The sequence below is a fragment of the Streptomyces fodineus genome, assembly GCF_001735805.1.
Lineage (GTDB): Bacteria > Actinomycetota > Actinomycetes > Streptomycetales > Streptomycetaceae > Streptomyces > Streptomyces fodineus.
Window position 1 is genome coordinate 6,849,484 of the sequence record NZ_CP017248.1, and the last position, 19,499, is coordinate 6,868,982.

The following is a 19,499-nucleotide window of genomic DNA, read 5'->3' on the forward strand; positions in this document are numbered from 1 at the left end:
GCCCACCCCGAGGGAGGCAGGAGCACCCCTACCCCAACGCCCCGTTCCTGCCTCCCCCGAGGTCGGTGGGGCTCACTCGCGCCCCGAAGCAGCCACCGCCAGCACCCCGGAGGTGAGGGCCGCGATCAGCAGCGGGATGCCCAGGCTGTGGTGGAGGACCAGCCAGGCGCCCAGGCAGGCGCCGGCGAACATGGCGATCACCGCGGCCGTGCGGCGCGGCGAGCGGTGACTGGTGGCGTCACCGAGACGGGAATCTGCGGCCAGGCCGGTCAGGGTCATGGTCAGGACCGTGGTGGTGGTGAGATCGGCGATGCCCAGCTTGCGGACGGTGGCGTTGCGCAGGCCCATCGCGTACCCGGTGAAGGCGATCAGGGCGTAGATCGTGCCGGTGGCGTGCGGCCAGGCGAAGGCGACCGCCGCCGACAGTCCCACCAGGGCCGCCTCCGCCGCCAGGGTCAGGCGGGTCCAGCGGCGGCGCGAGCCGTTGCCGACATGGGCCGCCAGCCGGCCGCCGGTCACCGCGCCCAGCAGGAAACACCCGAGCGAGGTGGCCGTGTGCGGGACGGAGAAGCCGGGCGCACCGGCCGCCGCGAAACCGAGGACGACCACGTTGCCGGTCATATTGGCCGTGAAGACCCGGCCGAACCCCAGATAACTGACGGCGTCGATGAGCCCGCTCACCACGGTGAGGCTCAGCAACACGACGACCAGCCGCAGCCCGCGCGCCTCCGGGTCCGGCGCCGGGGGCTCCTGTGTCGGTGCCGTGGTCATGACGACCACTTCACCACGGGTGCGGGACCGGGGTCCGTACATACGCGCGCACCCCCGCCCGTGGAGGGCGGGGGTGCGGTGCGTGACAGGGGGCCGTCAGGCCGGGGTGCGGCTCAGTACCAGCCGTTGGCCTGCCAGAAGTTCCAGGCCTTGACCGGGCTGCCGTAGCGGGAGTTCATGTAGTCCAGGCCCCACTTGATCTGGGTGGCCGGGTTGGTCTTCCAGTCGGCACCGGCGGAGGACATCTTCGAGGCCGGCAGCGCCTGGACCAGGCCGTAGGCGCCGGAGGAGCTGTTGGTGGCCGCCGGGTTCCATCCGCTCTCCCGCGAGACGATCTTGCTGAACGCGTTGAACTGCGCGGCGTCCGGGATCATCTTGTGGGCGATCGCCTGGGCGGAGGAGGCGGAGGCCGGGGCGGCCTGGGCGGGCGCCGCGGTGAGTGCCATGCCGGCGGTGGCGGCGGCCACGGCGGCGACGGTGAGGGCCTTCTTCGGGGAAGCGATGCGGCGGATGAAGGAAACGGACACGGAGAACCTCTTGCGTTCGGGGACAGGACATCGCCCGCAGGGGACGGACCACGCTGTGGCCGTATGCGTCGGCGCCTCGGCCCTGTGGGGGCTTGTGGCGCCTGGCGACGTCGTCCAGAGAAGCAGCCCGGAAAGACGTCCGCAATGACCCCGTTTACTAGTTGTGGCCGGATCGATGGGATACGCCGCCTCTGTGACGTGCGCCGCAAAGTGCAGGTCAGATAGGGTGTCCGAACGGGCATATCGGACATTTCTTACTACGGCGCCGCATCGTAGGTGACGTGCGTCATGTGGGGTGCTTCACCGGCTCGCTCGCACTGTGCGAAGTGCCGGATCCGTTTTGTGTGCATTTTGGAGCGTCGAATGTGACCGCGGTCTCGAAGGCGGCCCGCCGTGTGGCCCGCCGCAGCGCGCGCAGCACCGCCGGGCCGAGGACGAGGGTCAGCAGCACCGTGCACAGGGCCCGGCCCAGGTCCCAGCCGAGCGAGGTGGCCAGGCAGTAGGCGACGAAACGGGCCAGGTTGGCGGGGACGGAGGCATGGGCGTCGAAGGAGATGTTCGAGGCGGCGGCCCCCATGAACGGCCAGCCGGCCAGATTCATGACGGTGCCGTAGGCGAAGGCGGCGAGGAAACCGTAGGCCGCAAGGAGCGCGACTTCCGTACGGCCCCGCAGCCGGACCGGGCCCGGCAGTAGCCCGGCGCCCATCGTGAACCAGCCCATCGCCAGCATCTGGAACGGCAGCCAGGGCCCGACCCCGCCCGTGAGCAGCGCGGACGCGAACATCGTCACCGAGCCCAGGGCGAAGCCGAAGCCGGGGCCGAGCACGCGTCCGCTGAGCACCATCAGGAAGAACATCGGCTCGATCCCGGCCGTACCCGCGCCGATCGGCCGCAGCGCGGCCCCCGTCGCGGCCAGCACGCCCAGCATGGCCACGGCCTTCGGCCCGAGATCCGACTCGGAGATCGTCGCCGCCACGACCGCGACCAGGAGGATGAGCAGGCCCGCGAAGAGCCAGGGCGCGTCCTGGGCGTGGGCGCTCAGCTGCGAGGCGGGCGGCGCGAGGAAGGGCCAGCCGAAGGCGGCCACACCGACCGCGCCGACCAGCGCGAGGGCGGCGAGGGAGCGGGGGCCGAGACGGACGGCGTGCAGACGGGCGGCCCTCATGCGAGGGCCTGCCGTACTTCGGCGACGGTGAGCCACTGCTGCGGGGCGAGGATCTTCGTCACCTGCGGCGCGAAGGACGGCGAGGAGACGACGATCTGCGCCGTCGGCCCGTCGGCTATGACCTCCCCCTCGGCGAGCAGGACCACCCGGTGCGCGATCTCGGCCGCCAGCTCCACGTCGTGCGTGGCCAGGACGATCGCGTGCCCCTCGGTGGCAAGCCCGCGCAGCACTCCGCCCAGGCGGGCCTTGGCCGCGTAGTCCAGGCCGCGGGTCGGCTCGTCGAGCAGGAGCAGGGGCGGGCGGGCGGTCAGCGCGACGGCCAGCGCGAGCGTCAGGCACTGCCCCTCGGACAGGTCCCGGGGGTGGATGTCGTCCGTGATCCCCGGCAGCAGCTCCGACACGAGGGCCCGGCAGGTGCCCGGCTCGGCTCCCGCGTCCCGGTCGGCCGCCGCGCACTCCTCGGCGACGGTGTCGGCATAGAGGAGGTCCCGGGGGTCCTGGGGGACGAGGCCGACGCGGCGGACCAGGTCGCGGGGGGAGGTGCGGTGGGGAGTGGCACCGGCCACGGTGACGGTTCCGGTCGTGGGGGGCAGCAGGCCTACGAGCGAGTTGAGCAGGGTGGACTTTCCGGCGCCGTTGCGGCCCATGAGGGCGATGGTCTCGCCCGGGGTGACGGTCAGGTCGATGTGCCGCAGGGCGGTGACGGGGCCTCGGCGGAGGGAGAGGGCGTGGATTTCGGCGATGTGCGGTTGCGGAGCTTGCGGGGTGGACGTGGGACGGCGACGGAACCGGAGGCGGCGCCCCGTGCTGGTGGGAGCCTTTTCGGCGGTGCGGCTGCCCGCGGCTGCGCAAGCGCCCTGAAGGGGCGCGGGCTGCGCGACCGGCCACGACGCGCCCGCCGGTGCTGACGCGCCCAGACGCTCCCCCAAGTCACCGGCCCTGCGGCGGGCATCCCGGACCGTCAGGGGAAGCGGGGACCAGCCGGCCAGCCGTCCCAGGTCCACCACCGGGGGGAAGACGGGGGAGACGGCCATCACCTCGGACGGGGAGCCCACGACCGGAGGTTGCCCGGGTGCGGGCAGCAGGACGACGCGGTCGGCGTAGTGGAGGACGCGTTCCAGGCGGTGTTCGGCCAGCAGGATCGTCGTGCCGAGGTCGTGTACCAGGCGCTGGAGCACCGCCAGCACCTCTTCCGCCGCGGCGGGGTCCAGGGCCGAGGTCGGCTCGTCGAGGACCAGGACCTGGGGGTGCGGGGTGAGGACCGAGCCGATCGCGACCCGCTGTCGCTGGCCGCCGGAGAGGGTGGCGATGGGGCGGTCGCGCAGTCCGGCGAGCCCCAGCAGGTCCAGGGTCTCCTCCACCCGGCGCCGCATGACCTCCGGGGCGAGGCCCAACGACTCCATGCCGTAGGCCAGTTCGTCCTCCACGGTGTCCGTCACGAAATGGGCGAGCGGATCCTGGCCGACCGTGCCGACCACGTCCGCCAGCTCGCGCGGCTTGTGGGTACGGGTGTCCCGGCCCGCCACCGTGACCCGGCCGCGCAGGGTGCCGCCGGTGAAGTGCGGCACCAGCCCGCTCACCGCGCCGAGCACGGTCGACTTGCCGACCCCGGACGGGCCGACGAGCAGCACCAGTTCGCCTTCGGGCACCTCGAAGCCGACGCCCTGCACGGCGGGTTCGGCCGCACCGTCGTACGTCACGCTGACATCCTCGAAGCGGATCACGACGGCTCCTTGGGGGCCTTGGGGGCCTGGGGTACGACGAAGGCGGGGAGGAGAGCGAGCAGGATCGCCGCCGCGGGCCACAGGGGCAGGGTGGGCGCGACGAGCGGTACGACCCCGGGGTGCAGCGCTTCCGGGTCGCGGGCGGAGGCCAGGCTGAGCAGCGCGGCGACGGCGGCGCCGGAGCCCGCGACCAGCCAGGCCCGGGCGTCCCAGGGGTCCGGGCGGTACCGGGTGCGCAGGGAACGCCGGCCGCCGAGCCGCAGCCCCGCGAGCGCCGCGGCGACACCGGCGAGGAGGAGCGGCAGTCCGTAGGTGCCGCCCTCCGCCGTGAGCAGCCCGTACGTCCCCGCGCACACGCCGAGCAGCCCGCCGAGGGTGAGCGCGGCCGTCGTACGGCGGACGGCGGCGGGGACCTCGGCCGTACGGCCGTAGCCGCGGGCCTCCATCGCGGCGGCGAGCGCGACCGAGCGCTCCAACGCGCCCTCCAGCACCGGCAGTCCGACCTGGAGCAGACCCCGCAGGCCCCGGTCCGGGCGGCCCCGCAGCCGGCGGGCGGCGCGCAGCCGCCGGACGTCCGCGATGAGGTGCGGCGCGAAGGTGAGGGCGACGACGACGGCGACGCCGGTCTCGTACAGCGCGCCGGGCAGGGATTTCAGCAGCCGGGTGGGTCCGGCGAGCGCGTTCGCCGCGCCGACGCAGATCAGGAGGGTGGCGAGCTTCAGACCGTCGTAGGCGGCGAAGACGAGTGCCTCGGCGGTGACCCTTCCGCCCAGGCGGATGCCCTGCGCCCAGTGGGGGAGCGGGACTTCCGGGAGGGTGAGCAGGGCGTGGGTGCCGGGGATGGGGGAGCCCAGCGCCACCGCGAAGACGAGGCGGATCAGGACGACGGCCAGCGCGAGTCTGGCGAAGGCCGGGTAGGCGTGGGAGGCGGGGGTGTTGGTGCGGTGCGTGGCCACGACGTAGGCGGAGGCGGATATGAGGAGGGCCAGGAGGAGGGGGTTGGTGGTGCGGGTGGCGGCGGTACCGAGGGAGAGCGCCCAGAGCCACCAGGCACCGGGGTGAACAGCGGGGCGGGAACGCCCCGAAGGGGCGCGGGACTGTGCTTCAACCGGAGACATCGCGCCGCCGCCGCGCCTGCCACACCGCCGCGCCTGCCAGGAGGGCCACCACACCCGCGCCGATGGGCAGACCCAGCGAAGGCCCGTCGTCCGAACTGCCGCTCTCTTGTGCCGGCTTCTTGCCCGAAGACGCCGAAACCTGCTCCCCGCACCCTTTCTTCGGATACCCGGCGATCGCACACAACAGGGCGTTGCCGTCGTAGCGCAGGGGCGGGGCGACGGCCGCGAGGGCGTCGGCGGTCGTCGCGTCCGCCGGGACCCGCGCGCACGCCGTACGGCCGGCCGGCGGCCGCTCGCCGGACGGCGCGTCCGCGGGGCTGCCGAAGTCGAGGACCAGGGCCACCCGCTTCGTACCGGACTTGGCGGGCGTACCCGCACAGATCGTGCCGAAGTCCGCCGCGCCGCGCGGCCGGCTCGCGTCCGCGGAGTCCTCGCTCACCGCGAAGCGGAAGCCCTCCACCGCGCCGTCGTCGGGCCGGGCGACCGACGGGCCCTGCGTGGCGTACGTCCAGTGACCGCCCGTCCGCTCCCAGAAGGACCAGTAGCGGTAGCCGGTGGCCTGCGCCTGGCCGGTCCCGGCCGCCGACAGGACGAGCGCGGCCACGAGCAGGCTCGCGGCGCGGCGGACGGCCGTCACGGCTGCCGCTTCTTCCGGCCGCTGAGCAGGAAGCCGATGCCGATGCCCGCGACCAGGCAGACGCCGACGAACCACCAGGCGCCGAAGCCGGAGCCGCCGTCGGACTTGGCCTGCTGCTGGTACCCGGTCGCCGCCATCTGCGGGAGGGGGCCGAGCTCGTTGAGGGACCGGACCAGGCTGGTGCCGCCGAAGTCACCCGGCTGCGCGCCGACCGCGTGCGCGGCGAGGATCAGCTGGGCGTAGGCCGCCGGACCACTCTGCGCCGCCCAGTTTCCGGCGTTCTTCTCCAGCCAGTCGTACGCCTTCTTCGCCTGCTCGGTCCGGCCGTCCGCGGCGAGCGCGACGACCGTGTCCGCCGTGTTGCCGTAGTCCGGCTGGTCCTTGGCGCCGGGCAGAGCGGACTGAAGGTGGCCGGACTTGGCGACGGCCGCCGCCAGGTACGCCCCGGCATTGTCCGCCAGCTGTGCCGGGGCGGGACGGTCCGCCTTCGTGCACGCGTCCTTCGCGGGCGCCTTGCCGGCCTCGGCGACGAACCCCTTGCCGAGCGCGCCGAGCACCCCGGCCGCGCTGGCGTCCGCGTTGGCCGCCAGTTTGCCCTTCTTGTCCGGCTGGTAGGCGAGCGCGCCGCCGCCGTCCTGGTCGCAGGGCAGGGACATGGCGGCGAGCAGATCGTAAGGGGACTTGCCCGACTTGTGGATAGACGCCGGGTCCGTGCCGACGGCGGACAGCGCGCCGATGACGACGGACGTGGAGTTGGTGTCGCTGGCCCCGCCCGGCGAGTAGCCCCAGCCGCCGTCCTTGTTCTGCACGGACTTCAGCCAGGTCACCGCCTTGCCGACTGCGTCGTCGTGCCCGCCGGTGGCCCTCAGGGCCTGGACCGCGGCGGCGGTGCTGTTGGTGTCCACCATGACCTTGCCGTCACAGGCCTTGGCCGGGGCGGCGCGGAACGCGGCGAAGGCGCCGTTCGCGCACTGCTGGCCCGCCAGCCAGTCCACGGCCTGCGCGGCCGGGCGGTAGCCGAGGGTCCGCTGGGCGACCAGGGTCAGGGACTGGCGCCACACGCCGTCGTAGGCCGGGTCGGACGTGCCGTACAGCCCGGACGGGATCGCGGCCTTCGGCGACGGGGACGGACCGGCGGCCGTGGCGGGCGCGGCGGCGGCCAGCACGCCTATGGTGGCGAGTACCACGGCACTGCGGCGGACGTTCATGGTCGGCGACTGCCTCTCCTGCGGGGAACCGGCAGCGCACGGGAGACACCCCGGGCGGCTCGGCTCCGTAAACCTCGACGGTGCCGCCAGCGCCGGAATTGCACCGGCTTTTCCCTGTACGGGTGCGACGACCTCGCCACTTTACCGGCAGCGTGGTGAGAGCCCGGAAGGGGCACGGGGCTGTGCCGACATGCGGCTCCGGCGCGTGGGCGCGAGCAACCGCAACGCACCCGCAGCCCGAAGGCGAACGCACCCACGGCGCGACCGCTAGGCCGCACCCAAGGCCCGCTCACACTCCAGCACGTCCTCGCCCTCGACAACCCAGTACTCCCGCGAAGCCCGCCGGCCGGCCATGTCCGCGAAGCGGATCGCCGCCGCCCGCTGCCGCGTGGGCGTCACATCGACCACCGCCCCGCACGCCAGCGCCAGGGCGACCGCCACCAGGTCCACCCCCGTGGCCCGTTCCACCAGCCACGGAATCAGGTCCCCCGGCAGATACGGCGCGACACCGGTCACCCGCGGCCCCCGCTCGGTCAGCCGAAGGCCCACGTGCGCGACGGTGTGGGTGAGACCCAGCGCCCGTACCGCCCGTTCCACGGTCTGCCGCAGGAACCGGTTGTGCAGCAGCGCGTCATGCGCGTGGACGGAGTGCCGCAGCGGGCTCGTACGGGTGAGCGCGGTGATGCGGACCTCGTCGTCCAGGACGACGGTCTCGGCGGACACCAGCGGCCCCTCGGTGTCCTGCGGCCCCGCCGGCGCCACCCGGTGCCGAACCAGCAGGGTCCGTAGCGCCGCCGGGTCGGCGCAGGCCGCGGCCGACTCGTACGGCAGACCCGGCAGGCCCAGCCGGGCGGCGGCCCGCGCGGCCACGGCCAGGTGCTCGCGGCTCCAGGTCAGCACGCCGGCGACCGGGTGCCGGGCCGCGAACCGTGCCGCCGTCTCGGCCGTCTCCGCCTCCCGCGCCGGGTCGGCCGTGAGGTGACCGGACAGGTGCGGCCGCGCCCAGGCGGGCGCCGAGGCGTCCACCAGCACCACCGGGCGTACGGCGGCGATCCGCGCCAGCGGGAACCCGCCGTGCGCGGCCCGGCCGGTCCCGAACAGAAGGACGGGCTGCGGCATCGGCGCATCACCCTTCCTGGGAGAGGCGGGGCAGAGAATCGCCCCGGATGCCGCTCCCCCATAGACGGCACCCGGGGTGGGTCGAAAGCTTGCTCTCTGTGTCGTGATCCTCACCCGCCGCACCGTCAACTGTCAACGATTGCTGCCCTCTTGGGCAGGGAGCCTTGTCACATCTGGTCGGTGACGGAGGCGACCGGGTAGCCTCGCCGTCAGCCCAGCCACCGAACGGACGACACACCCAGGGGGGACCTCGGTGAGTGATGCCTACGCCTCGCTGGCCGAAGTCGTGGACCGGCTCGGCGAGTTGACCGGCAGACCAGGCCGGCTGCCGGAAGCCCTCGACGTGGCCGACCTGTCCCATCGCACCGGCATCCCCGTCGGCGTCGTCGTCGAACTGCTCACCGGTGGGCGGGCACCCGAGACCTGTCTGGCCGGGCGGGTGCGCCAGCGGCTGGACTTCATCCGCGAGACCCGGCGCCGCCCCGACGGCAAGCGGTACTCGCTGGACGAGCTGGCCCGGATCGCCGGCACCAGCAGGCAGTGGCTGAGCGAGTGGCGCAAGAGCGGGATGCCGGGCCTGGAGCACACCGACCGGCTGCGCCGGCACTTCTGCCTGCCCGCCGGGTTCTTCACCGCCGACGAACCGGAGGCGCTGCACGAGGCGTTGCGGCCGGTGCTCCAGGGGCTGGAGGCCGAGGCGGACCCGCTGCTGCGGCTGCGCGAGAGCGGCCTCGTCCGGCTCGCCGCCCGCGCCCCGCAGATGAACGCCCGCCAGCTGGCCACCCTCGCCGACCTCGCCGAGATGATCATCGCGGCGGAGCGGAGCGAGATCGGCTGACGTTCGGGGTGTCGCCGCCGCTGTCGCCGCCGACGGGCGGGTGCAGCGTGCGGGAGGCGATCCACCACTTGCCGTCGAACCGGCGGAAGGTGTCCTCGTAGCGACCCACCTGGAGGGGCGGCCCGGCAGGGACGGGGGCGCCTCCCTCGTATCCGTCGACGCGGTACGTCGCGAAGGACGAGGTGGCGCTCGCCGTGTCCGGGCCGGTGATCGTGACCAGCACATCGGACATCAGGTGGCAGGACAGCCCGTCGTCGGGGCGGGAGCCGAAGTACGCGCGCAGCGCCTCCCGGCCCTCGATCCGGCGCCCGTCCCCCGGCGGGGGCCACTCCCAGATGCCGTCCTCGGTGAACAGGTCGGCCACGTCGGCTGGTTCACCGAGGTCGAGGCGGCGGACGAAGTGCAGGATGACGTGCTCGCAGGCGTGCTGGGCGAGGAGTGCGTCGACGAGGTCCATGAGGCTGTGTAGCAGGCGCGCACCGCGCGAGGCGAACCGATTACACCGCTAGGTACGCCACCGGCTCGCTCCCCGGCACCGCCTCCGCCCGCCCCTGCTTCACCAGCCGGCGCACATGGGACTCGGCCTCCGAGACCGCGATGTTGCGGGAGCCGTAGGGGATCTCGGCCCAGGGGCGGTTCCACTCCATGCGCCGGGCGAGCTGCCAGGGGGTGAGCGGCTCGGCGAGCAGGGCGAGCAGACCGGCCAGGCGCTGCTCGTGGTGGTCGAGCAGCTCCCGCACCCGGCCGGGCGCGTCGGTGAAGGCGTGCTGGTGGGCGGGGAGGACCTCGGCGGGGCCGAGCCGGCCGATCCGCTCCAGGGAGTCGAGGTAGTCGCCGAGGGGGTCGGTCACGGTCGCGTCGTCGGGGTCCTCGTACAGGCCGATGTGCGGGGTGATCCGGGGCAGCAGGTGGTCGCCGCTGAACAGGCGCCCGTGGCCCGGGAGCCGGGCCGGGTGCTCCTCCTCCAGGTGCAGGCAGACGTGGCCGGGGGTGTGCCCGGGGGTCCAGATCGCGCGCAGCCGGCGGCCGGGCAGGTCGAGGAGTTCGCCGGGGACGATCTCCCGGTCCGGCAGGGCGGGGGACAAGCCGGGCGGCCTCCGGCCGCGCGCGGTGCGCAGCGGTGCCACGTGCTCCTCGGGCGCCCCGGCCGCCGACAACTTGGCGGCCATGTACGTGAACCACCGCTCGGGCCGCGTCTGCCGCGTCCGGCGCACGATCGCCGCGTCGGCCGCGTGCAGCGCCACCCAGGCACCGGAGGCCTCGCGCACCCGGCCCGACAGACCGTGGTGGTCGGGGTGGTGGTGCGTGATGACGACGCCGTACACCTCCGGCACCGCCGTACCGCAGGCGGCGAGCCCCGCCACGAGCGTGCCCCAGGAGTCCGGGTCGTCCCAGCCGGTGTCGACGAGCACCGGCCCCCGGTCGGTGTCCACGACGTACACCAGCGTGTGGCCGAGGGGGTTGTCGGGGATGGGGACCGCCACGGACCGTACGCCCCCGCCGTGATCGAACGTCTTCACCATCTGCCCTCCGTCCGATCGCCGGCACCCCGGGACCATTGCCCACTATAACTAGAACTGGTTTCAAAAGTCGCCCAAGTCGACTGATGCTGTGGGCTGGTGGCCGTAGTCTCGGTGACGGCCAGGAACAGGCCCGCTAACGGCAGTGGCGCGCCACATACGCGTCCAGCGGCTCCAGCGCGCCCCACGCCTGGTCGAAGCTGTCCGCGAAGTACGTCAGGAAGGCCGGCCCCTCTACGCTGAACCCCGTCAGTTGCTGACGGCCGGCACCGGAGAAGGACAGAAAAGTGACGGAGTCGTCCACGAGGCCGGTGTTGTGCCAGGGACAGGAGGCGGTCCAGGGCATGACGCGCGCCTCGTAGGCGTATATGTCCGTGGTCTCCTGCTGATGTTCGCGCAGCCACGTCAAGTAGGCCGTCCGAGGCGCGCCGTCGCGCTCAGGAACACCGATGATGCGCCGGACGCTGGCGCCCTCGCCGGAGTGGTCCCTGGCCCACTGCAGCACCGTGCTGAAGTACTCGGCCACTTCCGCCGCTCCCCAGTGGCCAGGCGGGTGGAGCCGGACGTGGGTGAGCCGGATCTCGCGGCGGGCCGTCCGGATCCGGTCGGCCACGGCGCGGTAGAAGGAACTCGGGTCCGGGTAGCGCACCATCTCGGCCCGCAGGGCTTCCACCGGCGCCTCGGGCCCCTCCCGCTTCAGCGTGTCCAGTTCCGTCCTGGCCTCACGCCACAGAGCTTGCCAATGGCTCCAGTCCCCGCCCAGCACGGCGACCAGGCGGCGGGTGACCATCTCGCCGGGCAGACGACGCCCGTTGAGGGCCTCGGAGACCGTCGCCGGACTGCACTGGGCCCGCGTGGCGATCGTCTTCATCTGAAGGTTGCCCGCACTGATGCGCAGCCGACGCAGCTCCGACGCGAATCGCCGCACGGGCGGCGGCGCGCCGCGCGGATGGGTGTCCATGGTTCCCCCAAGAGCCTCGCCGGGTCCGACGACCGCGATCGTCCCACTCTCTCCGGGCACCCGCCGAACTTCACCGAATCCCGTCGAAGCAGCCCGAAATCCGCCGATGCTTGGGAGAACACCGGACTCGGCCGGAATCCCTGGACCGCGTGAAGTGGTGCCTGGTCGAATGGCCGATATCGCAAGCCGAGGACAGGACGAGGAAGGTGAGCAAGCATGCCGATCGACCTCAGGTTGTCGCTCCGCCGCCACTACATGACATTTCTTGCCGTGCTCGTGACCGGGATCGTTCTGATCATGGCGGTCAACGGCACCGCGCAGTCCACGGAGCTTTACCTGCACTGCTTTCTGGGCGTGGGAGGCCTGATTGCCGGCTACGCGCTCGCACCGCCCGAGCCCTCCCGCCCGGGCGATCCGGATCAGCGGCCCGGCGTGACGGAGAGCGAGGCCTGAGGCGTGTCCGGCGGATCGCGTGACGGGGCCGTGCGGTGTCGTTTCGGTCGGGACCAGCGGGCCGACCGACAACGTCGTGAAAGGCGCGGCCAGGAAGTCGTCTTCGCGACCGCCGGCGCCTGTGCCGAGCGTGAACCGGCCGCCGGACATGCGGTCGAGAGTCGCGGTCTGGTCGGTCGAGCCTCGGCAACGTCCGTCCAGCACACGCAGACACCGGCCGGGGCACCCAGGCCATCGAACGCGCCCTGCGCTCGCGGCGCGGCCACCCGGGTGGTTCTGCGCGGAGCGCCCACGCCCGCGTTCGGCCTCGCGATTCCTCGACCACACAGGGAACTTGGGCCTGCCGCCGGGCTGATGCCCGTGCTCGTTGATCAGACGATCCGGCGTGCCGACGAGCAGATATAGGAAATTTGCGCATTAACCTCTCGTCACCTCATGACGTGGCGGATCGCGTTCGCGTCCGTTTCAACACCCGGAGAAGACATGCGCAAGCCTCGCAAAACCGTTGTCGTGGCCGTCCTCCTCGGCACCGTCGGCTTCCTCGGCGCCGGCACCGCTTACGCCCACGGGCACGCGGACGGGCACAAACACGGACAGGGCCACGGGCGCGAGCATCGCGGTCAAGAGAACCAGACGGTCCGCATCAGCCAGAGCACCTCATGCACGACGACCGAAGAGAACGTCGACGTACAGGGCGAGTCCGGGTTCGAGAACGGCCGGAAGGGCAACCTCAACGGCAAGGGCTCACCTGGCACGCAGAACACCAACGTCGGCTCAAGCCTGGGGTGCAACAACACCATCATTTTCGGCAGGTAGCTCACACGGGTCTCGGCGCCCGGTGTTCCCCGCTCGATCTGGTGCCTGATCACCGGGAAATCGCTGGTCAGGGGCATTCACGTCTCGTCCGTGGACTCCTGTGACCAGAACTGATATCAGTTCTGAAACAGCGTCAGAAACATGCGGTGCGGCGGGAGGCAGTCGGCCATGACCGAGCTCGTGGAACACGGACAGCTGTTCATCGGCGGGGAGTTGACCGATCCCCTGGGCAAGGACGTCATCGAGGTGATCTCCCCGCACACCGAGGAGGTCATCGGACGGGTGCCGCACGCCTCGCGCGGGGACGTCGACCGGGCGGTGGCCCTCGCGCGCCGCGCCTTCGACGAAGGGCCGTGGCCGCGCGCCACGCCAAAGGAGCGGATCGAGGTCGTCACCCGCATCAAGGACGGCATCGCCGCCCGGCACGAGGAGATCGCCCGGGTGATCTCCGCCCAGAACGGCTCCCCGTACTCCTGGAGCGTCCTCGCCCAGGCGCTCGGCGCGATGATGGTGTGGGACGCGGCGATCAGGGTCGCCCGGGACTACCCGTACGAGGAGCGCAGGGACGGCGTGCTCGGCCCGATCCTCGTCCGCCGTGAGCCGGTCGGCGTGGTCGCCGCCGTGGTCCCCTGGAACGTCCCGCAGTTCGTCGCCGCCGCCAAGCTCGCGCCCGCGCTGCTGGCCGGCTGCACGGTCGTACTGAAGCCGTCCCCGGAGTCCCCGCTGGACGCGTACCTGCTCGGTGAGATCGCGAGGGAGGCCGGCCTCCCGGACGGCGTCCTGTCCATCCTCCCGGCCGACCGCGAGGTCAGCGAGTACCTGGTCGGCCACCCCGGCGTCGACAAGGTCTCCTTCACCGGCTCGGTCCCGGCCGGCAAGCGTGTGATGGAGGTCGCCGCCCGCAATCTCACCCGGGTGACCCTGGAGCTGGGCGGCAAGTCGGCGGCGCTGGTGCTGCCGGACGCGGACCTCCAGGCGGCCGTGTCGGGCATCGTCCCGGCGGCCTGGATGAACAACGGGCAGGCGTGTGTGGCCCAGACCCGCATCCTCGTCCCGCGCGCCCGCTACGACGAGTTCGCCGACGCCTTCGCCCAGGCCGCGAGCGCGCTGAAGGTCGGCGACCCGCTGGACCCGGCGACCCAGGTCGGCCCCCTGGTCGCCCGCCGCCAGCAGCAGCGCAACCTCGACTACATCCGCATCGGCCAGGAGGAGGGCGCCAAGATCCTCACCGGCGGCGGCCGGCCGGCGGGCCTGGAGAGGGGCTGGTACGTCGACCCGACCCTCTTCGGCGACGTCGACAACTCCATGCGGATCGCCCGCGAGGAGATCTTCGGCCCGGTCATCTGCCTGCTGCCGTACGGTGACGAGGCCGAGGCCGTGAAGATCGCCAACGACTCGGACTACGGCCTGTCCGGCAGCGTCTGGACGGCCGACGTCGAGCACGGCATCGAGGTGGCGAGGCAGGTGCGCACCGGCACCTACTCGGTCAACACCTTCAGCCTGGACATGCTCGGCCCGTTCGGCGGCTACAAGAACTCCGGCCTGGGCAGGGAGTTCGGTCCGGAAGGCTACGGCGCGTACCTCGAACACAAGATGATCCACCTGCCGGCGGGGGCGTAGGCCATGGGCGACCGCTGGCACGTCGAGGTCGACCGGTCGGTGTGCATCGGCTCGGCCCAGTGCCTCCACCACGCCCCGCATGCCTTCCGCCTGGACTCCGCCCGCCAGTCCCACCCGCTGGACCCGGACACCGACGCCGCCGAGCCCGTCCTGGAAGCGGCCGAGAGCTGCCCGGTGGAGGCGATCGTGATCACGCTGCTGGGGAGCGGGGAGGCGGTGTTTCCGCCGGAGGAGTAGCGCACCGTCCGCGGAGGGCTCACCATGATGGCCGGTCAGGGCGTCGGTATGACTGCGGGCGCGGGTTGCGCCACGCCCCTTCCACCCTCTTGAACTCGTCGGCGTAGGCGCCCGGCGGCAGGGCCGCGCGCAGGTGGGGGAGGTCCGAGGGGCGCAGCAGGCCGAACGCCGTGCCGGGGAGCGCACCGAGGACCTCCGGCACGTGGGCGCTCAGCCAGTCCGTCAGACCCAGCTCCACGGCGAGGCGGAGGAGACCGACGAGGGCCGCGGGGCGGGTGGTGGCGACCACGGGAAGTTCCAGTACTTCGAGTAGTTCGTCGAAGTGACGGGCGGAGATCTCGCCGAGCAGGAAGCCCGACCAGCGCCAGCTGTGGGTGGAGTCGCTCAGGGAGGTCATCGCCAGAAGGCTCTGCAGGGGATCTGCCGCCGCTCTGCGTAGCAGAGTGCGTATGACATCCAGAGCCGGTTGCAGACGGGGACTTCTGCGGTGGAGCGCCTCGCGGGTACAGGCCAGGAGCGCGCGGCTCATGGCGTCGGTGCGCTCCACCTCCAGATCGACGATCGTCTTCGCGAGCGAGTGCAGGACCGACGAGAGTTCTTCGTCGGGCAGTGCCGGGGCGTCGTCGACGAGGTGGCGCAGCACGGCTTCCAGGTAGGGGCCGAGTTCCGCTCGCGGGAGGCGGGTGATCCCCGTCAGGCAATCGAGGTAGAGCTGGGGCAGGTCCTCGGGCGCGTACACATCGCGCGTCACAAGAGCGAGGAACGGCTGCACCGGCGACTGGGCTCGCCCGTCGGTCATCACACTCACCTGGGGGAGACAGGCTTCCGGCAGCTGGAGCAGCACCGGGTAGGCGATGTGCAGCAGCGACTCGACGTCGAGGTCCGCGGCGAACGAAAGCCGCCTGATCAGGTCGCCCGTCCCGGAGGCGGAGAGCCGGTGCTCCACGACGTCCGACAGGGATCTGACGGCCGTCGGTGGGGGCAGGGCCCGGAGCCAGTTGAAATCATGGCCGGCGAACGGAGCCGGACGTGTGGTGAGGCGCAGGTCCCTGTGGTCCTCGTCGGGGCGTCGGCATCTTTCCGGGTGGAGTGCCATGGTCAGAGCGGCCCAGGACTCCTCGGACAGCTGTCCCTTCCACTCCAGGGCGTGCTGTCGCCAGGTGTCCCGCACGTCGGCGTCGGCGCCGACGAGCTCCGAGGCGTACACCTCGTCCGCCGCCAGCACCGCGATCAGCACCAGGTTCACCTCGTACACGGCGTCCCGATAAGCCCGGCGCCGCCGGACCGGGGCGTATCTCACCAGGGTGCGGTGCTCGGGGTCCCACTGCGCGGCGCGGAACAGGTCGATGAGCGCCGGTGCAAGGGAGGTGCGCGTGTGGTGCGCCGGCCACGCCGCGAGCATGCCCCGCAGGTTCTGCACGAGTTGGGACCGGTCGGTGAGCGGGGCGAAGGACAGCAGGGCGTACAACTCGCCGTCGTCCAAGGGCATGAGTCCCTCGACCAGCCGGCGCAGCGCCCGGTCGATCAGGCGGGCCGCCAGATGCTCGCCGAACGTCGCGTGCATGAACTCGTAGGAGCGCAGCCTCTCCTCCGTGACCACGGCCAGTGCCTCGTGCACGAAGAAGAACCGCCCGAACAGCAACCCCGAGCTGTCGTCCGGCGCGACGAGCGCCCGCAGGTCCCGGTCGGCCTGCTCGCCGCTGATCGCCTGGGCGCCGCGGTGGAACATGGACAGGGCGATGACGGAGAGCCGGTGCAGCTCGCGGTCCACGGCGGCGGCCGTCTCGGCCGGGGGCAGCGGCCCCTCCTTGGCGACCTGACGGCCGACGAACTCCCCGAGCAGCCGGTCGTACAGCTCGGTGCTGCTGATGCCCTCGTTCTCCAGCAGACGCAGGGCGTTGCCGGCCGCGTCGTACAGCGCCAGCATGAGCAGCAGCAGGGGCTGCGCCGCGAGGTCCCGGTGCGGGAGGAGGACCTCCGGCGTGAGTGGCAGCAGACGGTGCCGCTCGAAGTAGTCGGCGTTCGTCGTGTTCCAGACGGTGAGCCAGCGTTCGATCTCCGGTTCGCCGAACGGTTCGAGGCGGAGCACCTGGCTGGCGGACGGGATCTCCGCGCGGTCGGCGACCACCGTCCGGCTGGTGACGATCACGATGAGCGGGCGGCCTTGCCGTGCCTCACGCCGCTGGAAGTCCTCGACCTCCCGCAGGTAGCCCCAGGGCCGCGCGGTACCGAGCTTCTGCGCACCGGCCTGGAGCAGTTCGTCGAAACCGTCCAGCAGGACCACGGGGACGGGTCCCTTCTCCGCCTCGGACCAGTTCGGCCAGCCCACCTCCCGTCCGGTGGTCCGTTTCAGGGCGTGCTCGAGCTGCGCCTGGATGTCCAGCTCGGCCGGCGTGTGCCGCAACTCCACGCGAAGGGGACGGAACTCACCGACCGGTAGCCGGGCCGTCAGCAGCTTGGTGAGCAGTGACTTGCCGGCACCGGGGTGTCCGAGCACGACGAGTGGTGCCAGCAGGGCGGGAAGGCCGAGAACATGGGCGGCGAGGAACCGCTCGATGTCGTCGTGGAGTGGCTGACCGGCCCACCACTTGTCGGAGGCGATCCCGGAACGCCGGTGGGGCGGACCGCCCGCCAGCCGGAAGCGCGGCGTGATGTAGCCCTCCTCGAGGCCGGGTAATCGAGGGCCCGGGGCGTCGAGGGCGGCGATCGGGACGCGCAGCAGCGCTTCCTGGGACGGGGAGGGCCCGTGCCCGCCCGCGAAGTCCGACAGCAGGTTCCCGAGTTCGGCCAGGCCGGTGGAACGGTCGCCCGGTTCGACGCCCGGCAATCCCGCGCCCAGCGCGAACTCGGGGCAGGAGGTGGCCAACGGGATGGCCAGCCACGCGTAGTCGCCGACGACCTGCAGAGCGGCGTCCTGGTTTCTGTCACCGAGGGCCGCGAGCGGGGGCGTGTGCGGCAGGTGTCCGCCCTCCGTCAGGTGACCGATCAGGACGTCGGCCGTCGACTCGTGGGCGGTCCTCATCACCGCCACCGCCGTCAGCACCACGCGAGCGGCCTGGATCAGGGCAGCGCGTTCGGCGCCACAGGCCGCTCGTACCCGGTCCGGGAAGTCCTTCAGCAGATCGCCCAGGACGGCAGGCGGATCCGGCTCGCCACGCGGTGCCGTCATCAGCGCTTCCACCGCGTCCGCCTCGGTCGTCGGCCCCATGTGTCCTGCGATCAGCAGGCGCACGGCCCCCAAGACGCGCATATCGGCGCAGGCCGCCGCGTCGAGTGGCGGGGCGGGCGGGCCCACCGGTCCGGGGTGGCGCCCGACGCGCCTGCGCGTCGCCTCCACCGTCCGCTCCAGCTCCGCGTGCCTGCTCTTCCAGAAGCGGAGGTCCAGGCTCATGCCCGCAGGCCGTACCTCGAGGCCCTTCTCCGCGCACAGGCCCACGATCTTCCGTACGACGTCCCAGTCCGGCACCTTCCGCCGCTGCCCACGCAGCAGCTCCGAGACCGAACTGGTGCTGCTCCAGCCGAGCGCCTCGGAGATCTCCCGTTGCGACACACCGCACTTGTCCACGAGCCGGTGCAGTTCGCTCCAGAAGTCCGCGACGGGACCCGCCGGACGAGGTGCGGCCAACTCCCCCATCCCTTCGGCGTCGTTCGGTGAACGTCTCCGAAGCCTACGACCTGACCTGCGCCTTTCGGAGGGAATTCGGCGGGATTCGGGGTTCGGCCGGGGCGGTGTTCCCGGGCGCGATCGTCGTGGCGCAAGCCGTCGGCCGTCCGTCCCGGAAGGAACGCCATGAACGCCCAGCTTCCGCTCCTCCTCGCCACCCTCGTCTTCCTCGCCGTCTACGCCGGTGTCGTCCTGCCCGCCGTGTGGTCCCGTCGGCCGGCCCGCCGTACCGCGGCGCTGAAGGTGCTCGGTCAGCTGCTCGGCGCCCTGCGGCGCTGGAAGCGGGGGTGATCAGCCGCGTGCGCCCGGCTCCGTCAGGTCGATCAGGCGGCACACCGTCTCGATGTCGATCTTCACCTGGGCGATGGAGGCCCGGCCGGAGAGCCAGGTGATCAGGGCGGAGTGCCAGGTGTGCTCGATGACCCGGACCGCGGAGAGCTGTTCGGGGGTGGGGTTCTCCAGGCCCATCGCGTCCAGGATGATCAGGGTCGTCTGGCGGGAGACCTGGTCCACCTCCGGCGAGACACTGCGGTCGGCGAAGGTCAGCGCGCGGACCATCGCGTCGGCCAGGTGCGGCTCGCGCTGGAGGGCGCGGAAGGCCCGCATCAGGGTCTCCGCGACCCGCTCGGCGGCCGTGTCACCGGCCGGGGGCTTCTTCCGCAGGGTGCCGTGCATGTGCTCCAGCTGGTCCTGCATCGTCGCCACCAGCAGGTGGATCTTGGAGGGGAAGTAGCGGTACAGGGTGCCGAGGGCGACCTGTGAGGATTCCGCCACCTCGCGCATCTGTACGGCGTCGAAACCGCCGCGGCTGGCCAGCTGGGCGCTCGCGTGCAGGATCCGGCGGCGGCGGGCCTCCTGGCGCTCGGTCAGAGGCGGCGATGGGGGTCCCCCCGCGCGAGCTCGTTCGAGCGTGGGGGAAGGCCTCGAAACACTGGCTTCCGCAGGCATGGGTCCCGTTCCGTGACAGTCGGTGAAGGCGTCTGTGGGGCACGTGATCATCCAGCATGGCAGGGCGGCACGCCGTGGCGCGAATCACCTGATCCACCGCTCACAGCACCCTTACCTGCCGGTAGATTCAGAGCCTCTTGAACGATCAAGTCTGAAACTTGTTCTAGATTAGC

The 19,499-nt window shown here is 72.2% G+C and carries 19 protein-coding genes; 6 read left to right on the plus strand and 13 right to left on the minus strand.

Features of this window, described 5'->3' with window-relative positions:
- Positions 1-72: 72 nt before the first annotated feature.
- From BFF78_RS29380 to BFF78_RS29415, 8 genes are all read right to left on the minus strand, one after another.
- Positions 73-771, minus strand: coding sequence for a YoaK family protein (locus BFF78_RS29380; RefSeq protein WP_069783886.1), 699 nt, complete (start codon positions 769-771; stop codon positions 73-75).
- Positions 772-884: 113 nt separating this feature from the next.
- Positions 885-1,298, minus strand: coding sequence for an aggregation-promoting factor C-terminal-like domain-containing protein (locus BFF78_RS29385; protein WP_069781160.1), 414 nt, complete (start codon positions 1,296-1,298; stop codon positions 885-887).
- 286 nt (positions 1,299-1,584) lie between these two features.
- A complete protein-coding gene (locus BFF78_RS29390; protein WP_069781161.1) occupies positions 1,585-2,463 on the minus strand; it encodes an ECF transporter S component in 879 nt (292 codons plus the stop codon).
- Positions 2,460-4,187 carry an ABC transporter ATP-binding protein gene (locus BFF78_RS29395; protein ID WP_069781162.1) on the minus strand — a complete coding sequence of 576 codons (1,728 nt, stop codon included), beginning with the start codon at positions 4,185-4,187 and terminating at the stop codon, positions 2,460-2,462. Before BFF78_RS29395 ends, BFF78_RS29390 begins: the two co-directional genes overlap by 4 nt.
- The gene (locus BFF78_RS29400) at positions 4,184-5,305 is read right to left on the minus strand and encodes a CbiQ family ECF transporter T component (protein ID WP_069783887.1); all 1,122 of its coding nucleotides are present in this window, start codon (positions 5,303-5,305) and stop codon (positions 4,184-4,186) included. The genes BFF78_RS29395 and BFF78_RS29400 overlap by 4 nt, the downstream gene beginning before the upstream one ends.
- Positions 5,292-5,942, minus strand: coding sequence for an SCO2322 family protein (locus tag BFF78_RS29405; protein ID WP_069781163.1), 651 nt, complete (start codon positions 5,940-5,942; stop codon positions 5,292-5,294). Before BFF78_RS29405 ends, BFF78_RS29400 begins: the two co-directional genes overlap by 14 nt.
- Entirely contained in the window at positions 5,939-7,150 is a 1,212-nt protein-coding gene (locus BFF78_RS29410) for a prenyltransferase/squalene oxidase repeat-containing protein (RefSeq protein WP_069781164.1), read from the minus strand. The genes BFF78_RS29405 and BFF78_RS29410 overlap by 4 nt, the downstream gene beginning before the upstream one ends.
- Positions 7,151-7,417: 267 nt before the next feature.
- Positions 7,418-8,269 (minus strand): ATP-grasp domain-containing protein, encoded by an 852-nt coding sequence (locus BFF78_RS29415; RefSeq protein WP_069781165.1) that lies wholly within the window; start codon positions 8,267-8,269, stop codon positions 7,418-7,420.
- Positions 8,270-8,522: 253 nt separating this feature from the next.
- On the opposite strand from BFF78_RS29415, the gene BFF78_RS29420 reads away from it, so the two are divergent.
- Positions 8,523-9,107, plus strand: a complete 585-nt coding sequence (locus tag BFF78_RS29420; RefSeq protein WP_069781166.1) for a transcriptional regulator — start codon at positions 8,523-8,525, stop codon at positions 9,105-9,107.
- On the opposite strand, the gene BFF78_RS29425 is transcribed toward BFF78_RS29420, so the two are convergent.
- From BFF78_RS29425 to BFF78_RS29435, 3 genes are all read right to left on the minus strand, one after another.
- Positions 9,076-9,564: a nuclear transport factor 2 family protein gene (locus BFF78_RS29425; RefSeq protein WP_069781167.1), complete on the minus strand. Its 489-nt coding sequence runs from the start codon at positions 9,562-9,564 to the stop codon at positions 9,076-9,078. The genes BFF78_RS29420 and BFF78_RS29425 overlap by 32 nt on opposite strands.
- A gap of 40 nt (positions 9,565-9,604) precedes the next feature.
- Positions 9,605-10,630 (minus strand): MBL fold metallo-hydrolase, encoded by a 1,026-nt coding sequence (locus tag BFF78_RS29430; protein ID WP_069781168.1) that lies wholly within the window; start codon positions 10,628-10,630, stop codon positions 9,605-9,607.
- A 133-nt stretch (positions 10,631-10,763) separates the two neighbouring features.
- Positions 10,764-11,648 (minus strand): helix-turn-helix domain-containing protein, encoded by an 885-nt coding sequence (locus BFF78_RS29435; protein WP_159033077.1) that lies wholly within the window; start codon positions 11,646-11,648, stop codon positions 10,764-10,766.
- 156 nt (positions 11,649-11,804) lie between these two features.
- Between BFF78_RS29435 and BFF78_RS29440 the strand changes: the two genes are divergently transcribed.
- The 4 genes from BFF78_RS29440 (at position 11,805) to BFF78_RS29455 (ending at position 14,714) form a co-directional block, all read left to right on the plus strand.
- Positions 11,805-12,041 carry a hypothetical protein gene (locus BFF78_RS29440; RefSeq protein ID WP_069781170.1) on the plus strand — a complete coding sequence of 79 codons (237 nt, stop codon included), beginning with the start codon at positions 11,805-11,807 and terminating at the stop codon, positions 12,039-12,041.
- Positions 12,042-12,476: 435 nt separating this feature from the next.
- Positions 12,477-12,857, plus strand: coding sequence for a hypothetical protein (locus BFF78_RS29445; protein ID WP_227025966.1), 381 nt, complete (start codon positions 12,477-12,479; stop codon positions 12,855-12,857).
- A gap of 168 nt (positions 12,858-13,025) precedes the next feature.
- A complete protein-coding gene (locus tag BFF78_RS29450) occupies positions 13,026-14,477 on the plus strand; it encodes an aldehyde dehydrogenase (RefSeq protein ID WP_069781172.1) in 1,452 nt (483 codons plus the stop codon).
- Positions 14,478-14,480: 3 nt separating this feature from the next.
- Complete coding sequence (locus tag BFF78_RS29455; RefSeq protein WP_069781173.1) at positions 14,481-14,714, plus strand: ferredoxin; 234 nt, start codon at positions 14,481-14,483, stop codon at positions 14,712-14,714.
- 19 nt (positions 14,715-14,733) lie between these two features.
- Here BFF78_RS29455 and BFF78_RS29460 read toward each other — a convergent pair whose 3' ends face one another.
- A complete protein-coding gene (locus BFF78_RS29460; protein ID WP_159033078.1) occupies positions 14,734-18,339 on the minus strand; it encodes an NACHT domain-containing protein in 3,606 nt (1,201 codons plus the stop codon).
- 165 nt (positions 18,340-18,504) lie between these two features.
- Between BFF78_RS29460 and BFF78_RS47010 the strand changes: the two genes are divergently transcribed.
- Complete coding sequence (locus BFF78_RS47010; RefSeq protein WP_165289382.1) at positions 18,505-18,669, plus strand: hypothetical protein; 165 nt, start codon at positions 18,505-18,507, stop codon at positions 18,667-18,669.
- Here the strand turns inward: BFF78_RS47010 and BFF78_RS29465 are convergent, their stop codons facing one another.
- On the minus strand, positions 18,670-19,326 hold the full coding sequence (locus BFF78_RS29465; protein ID WP_069781175.1) for a TetR family transcriptional regulator: 657 nt from the start codon (positions 19,324-19,326) through the stop codon (positions 18,670-18,672).
- Between the last annotated feature and the right edge of the window lie 173 nt (positions 19,327-19,499).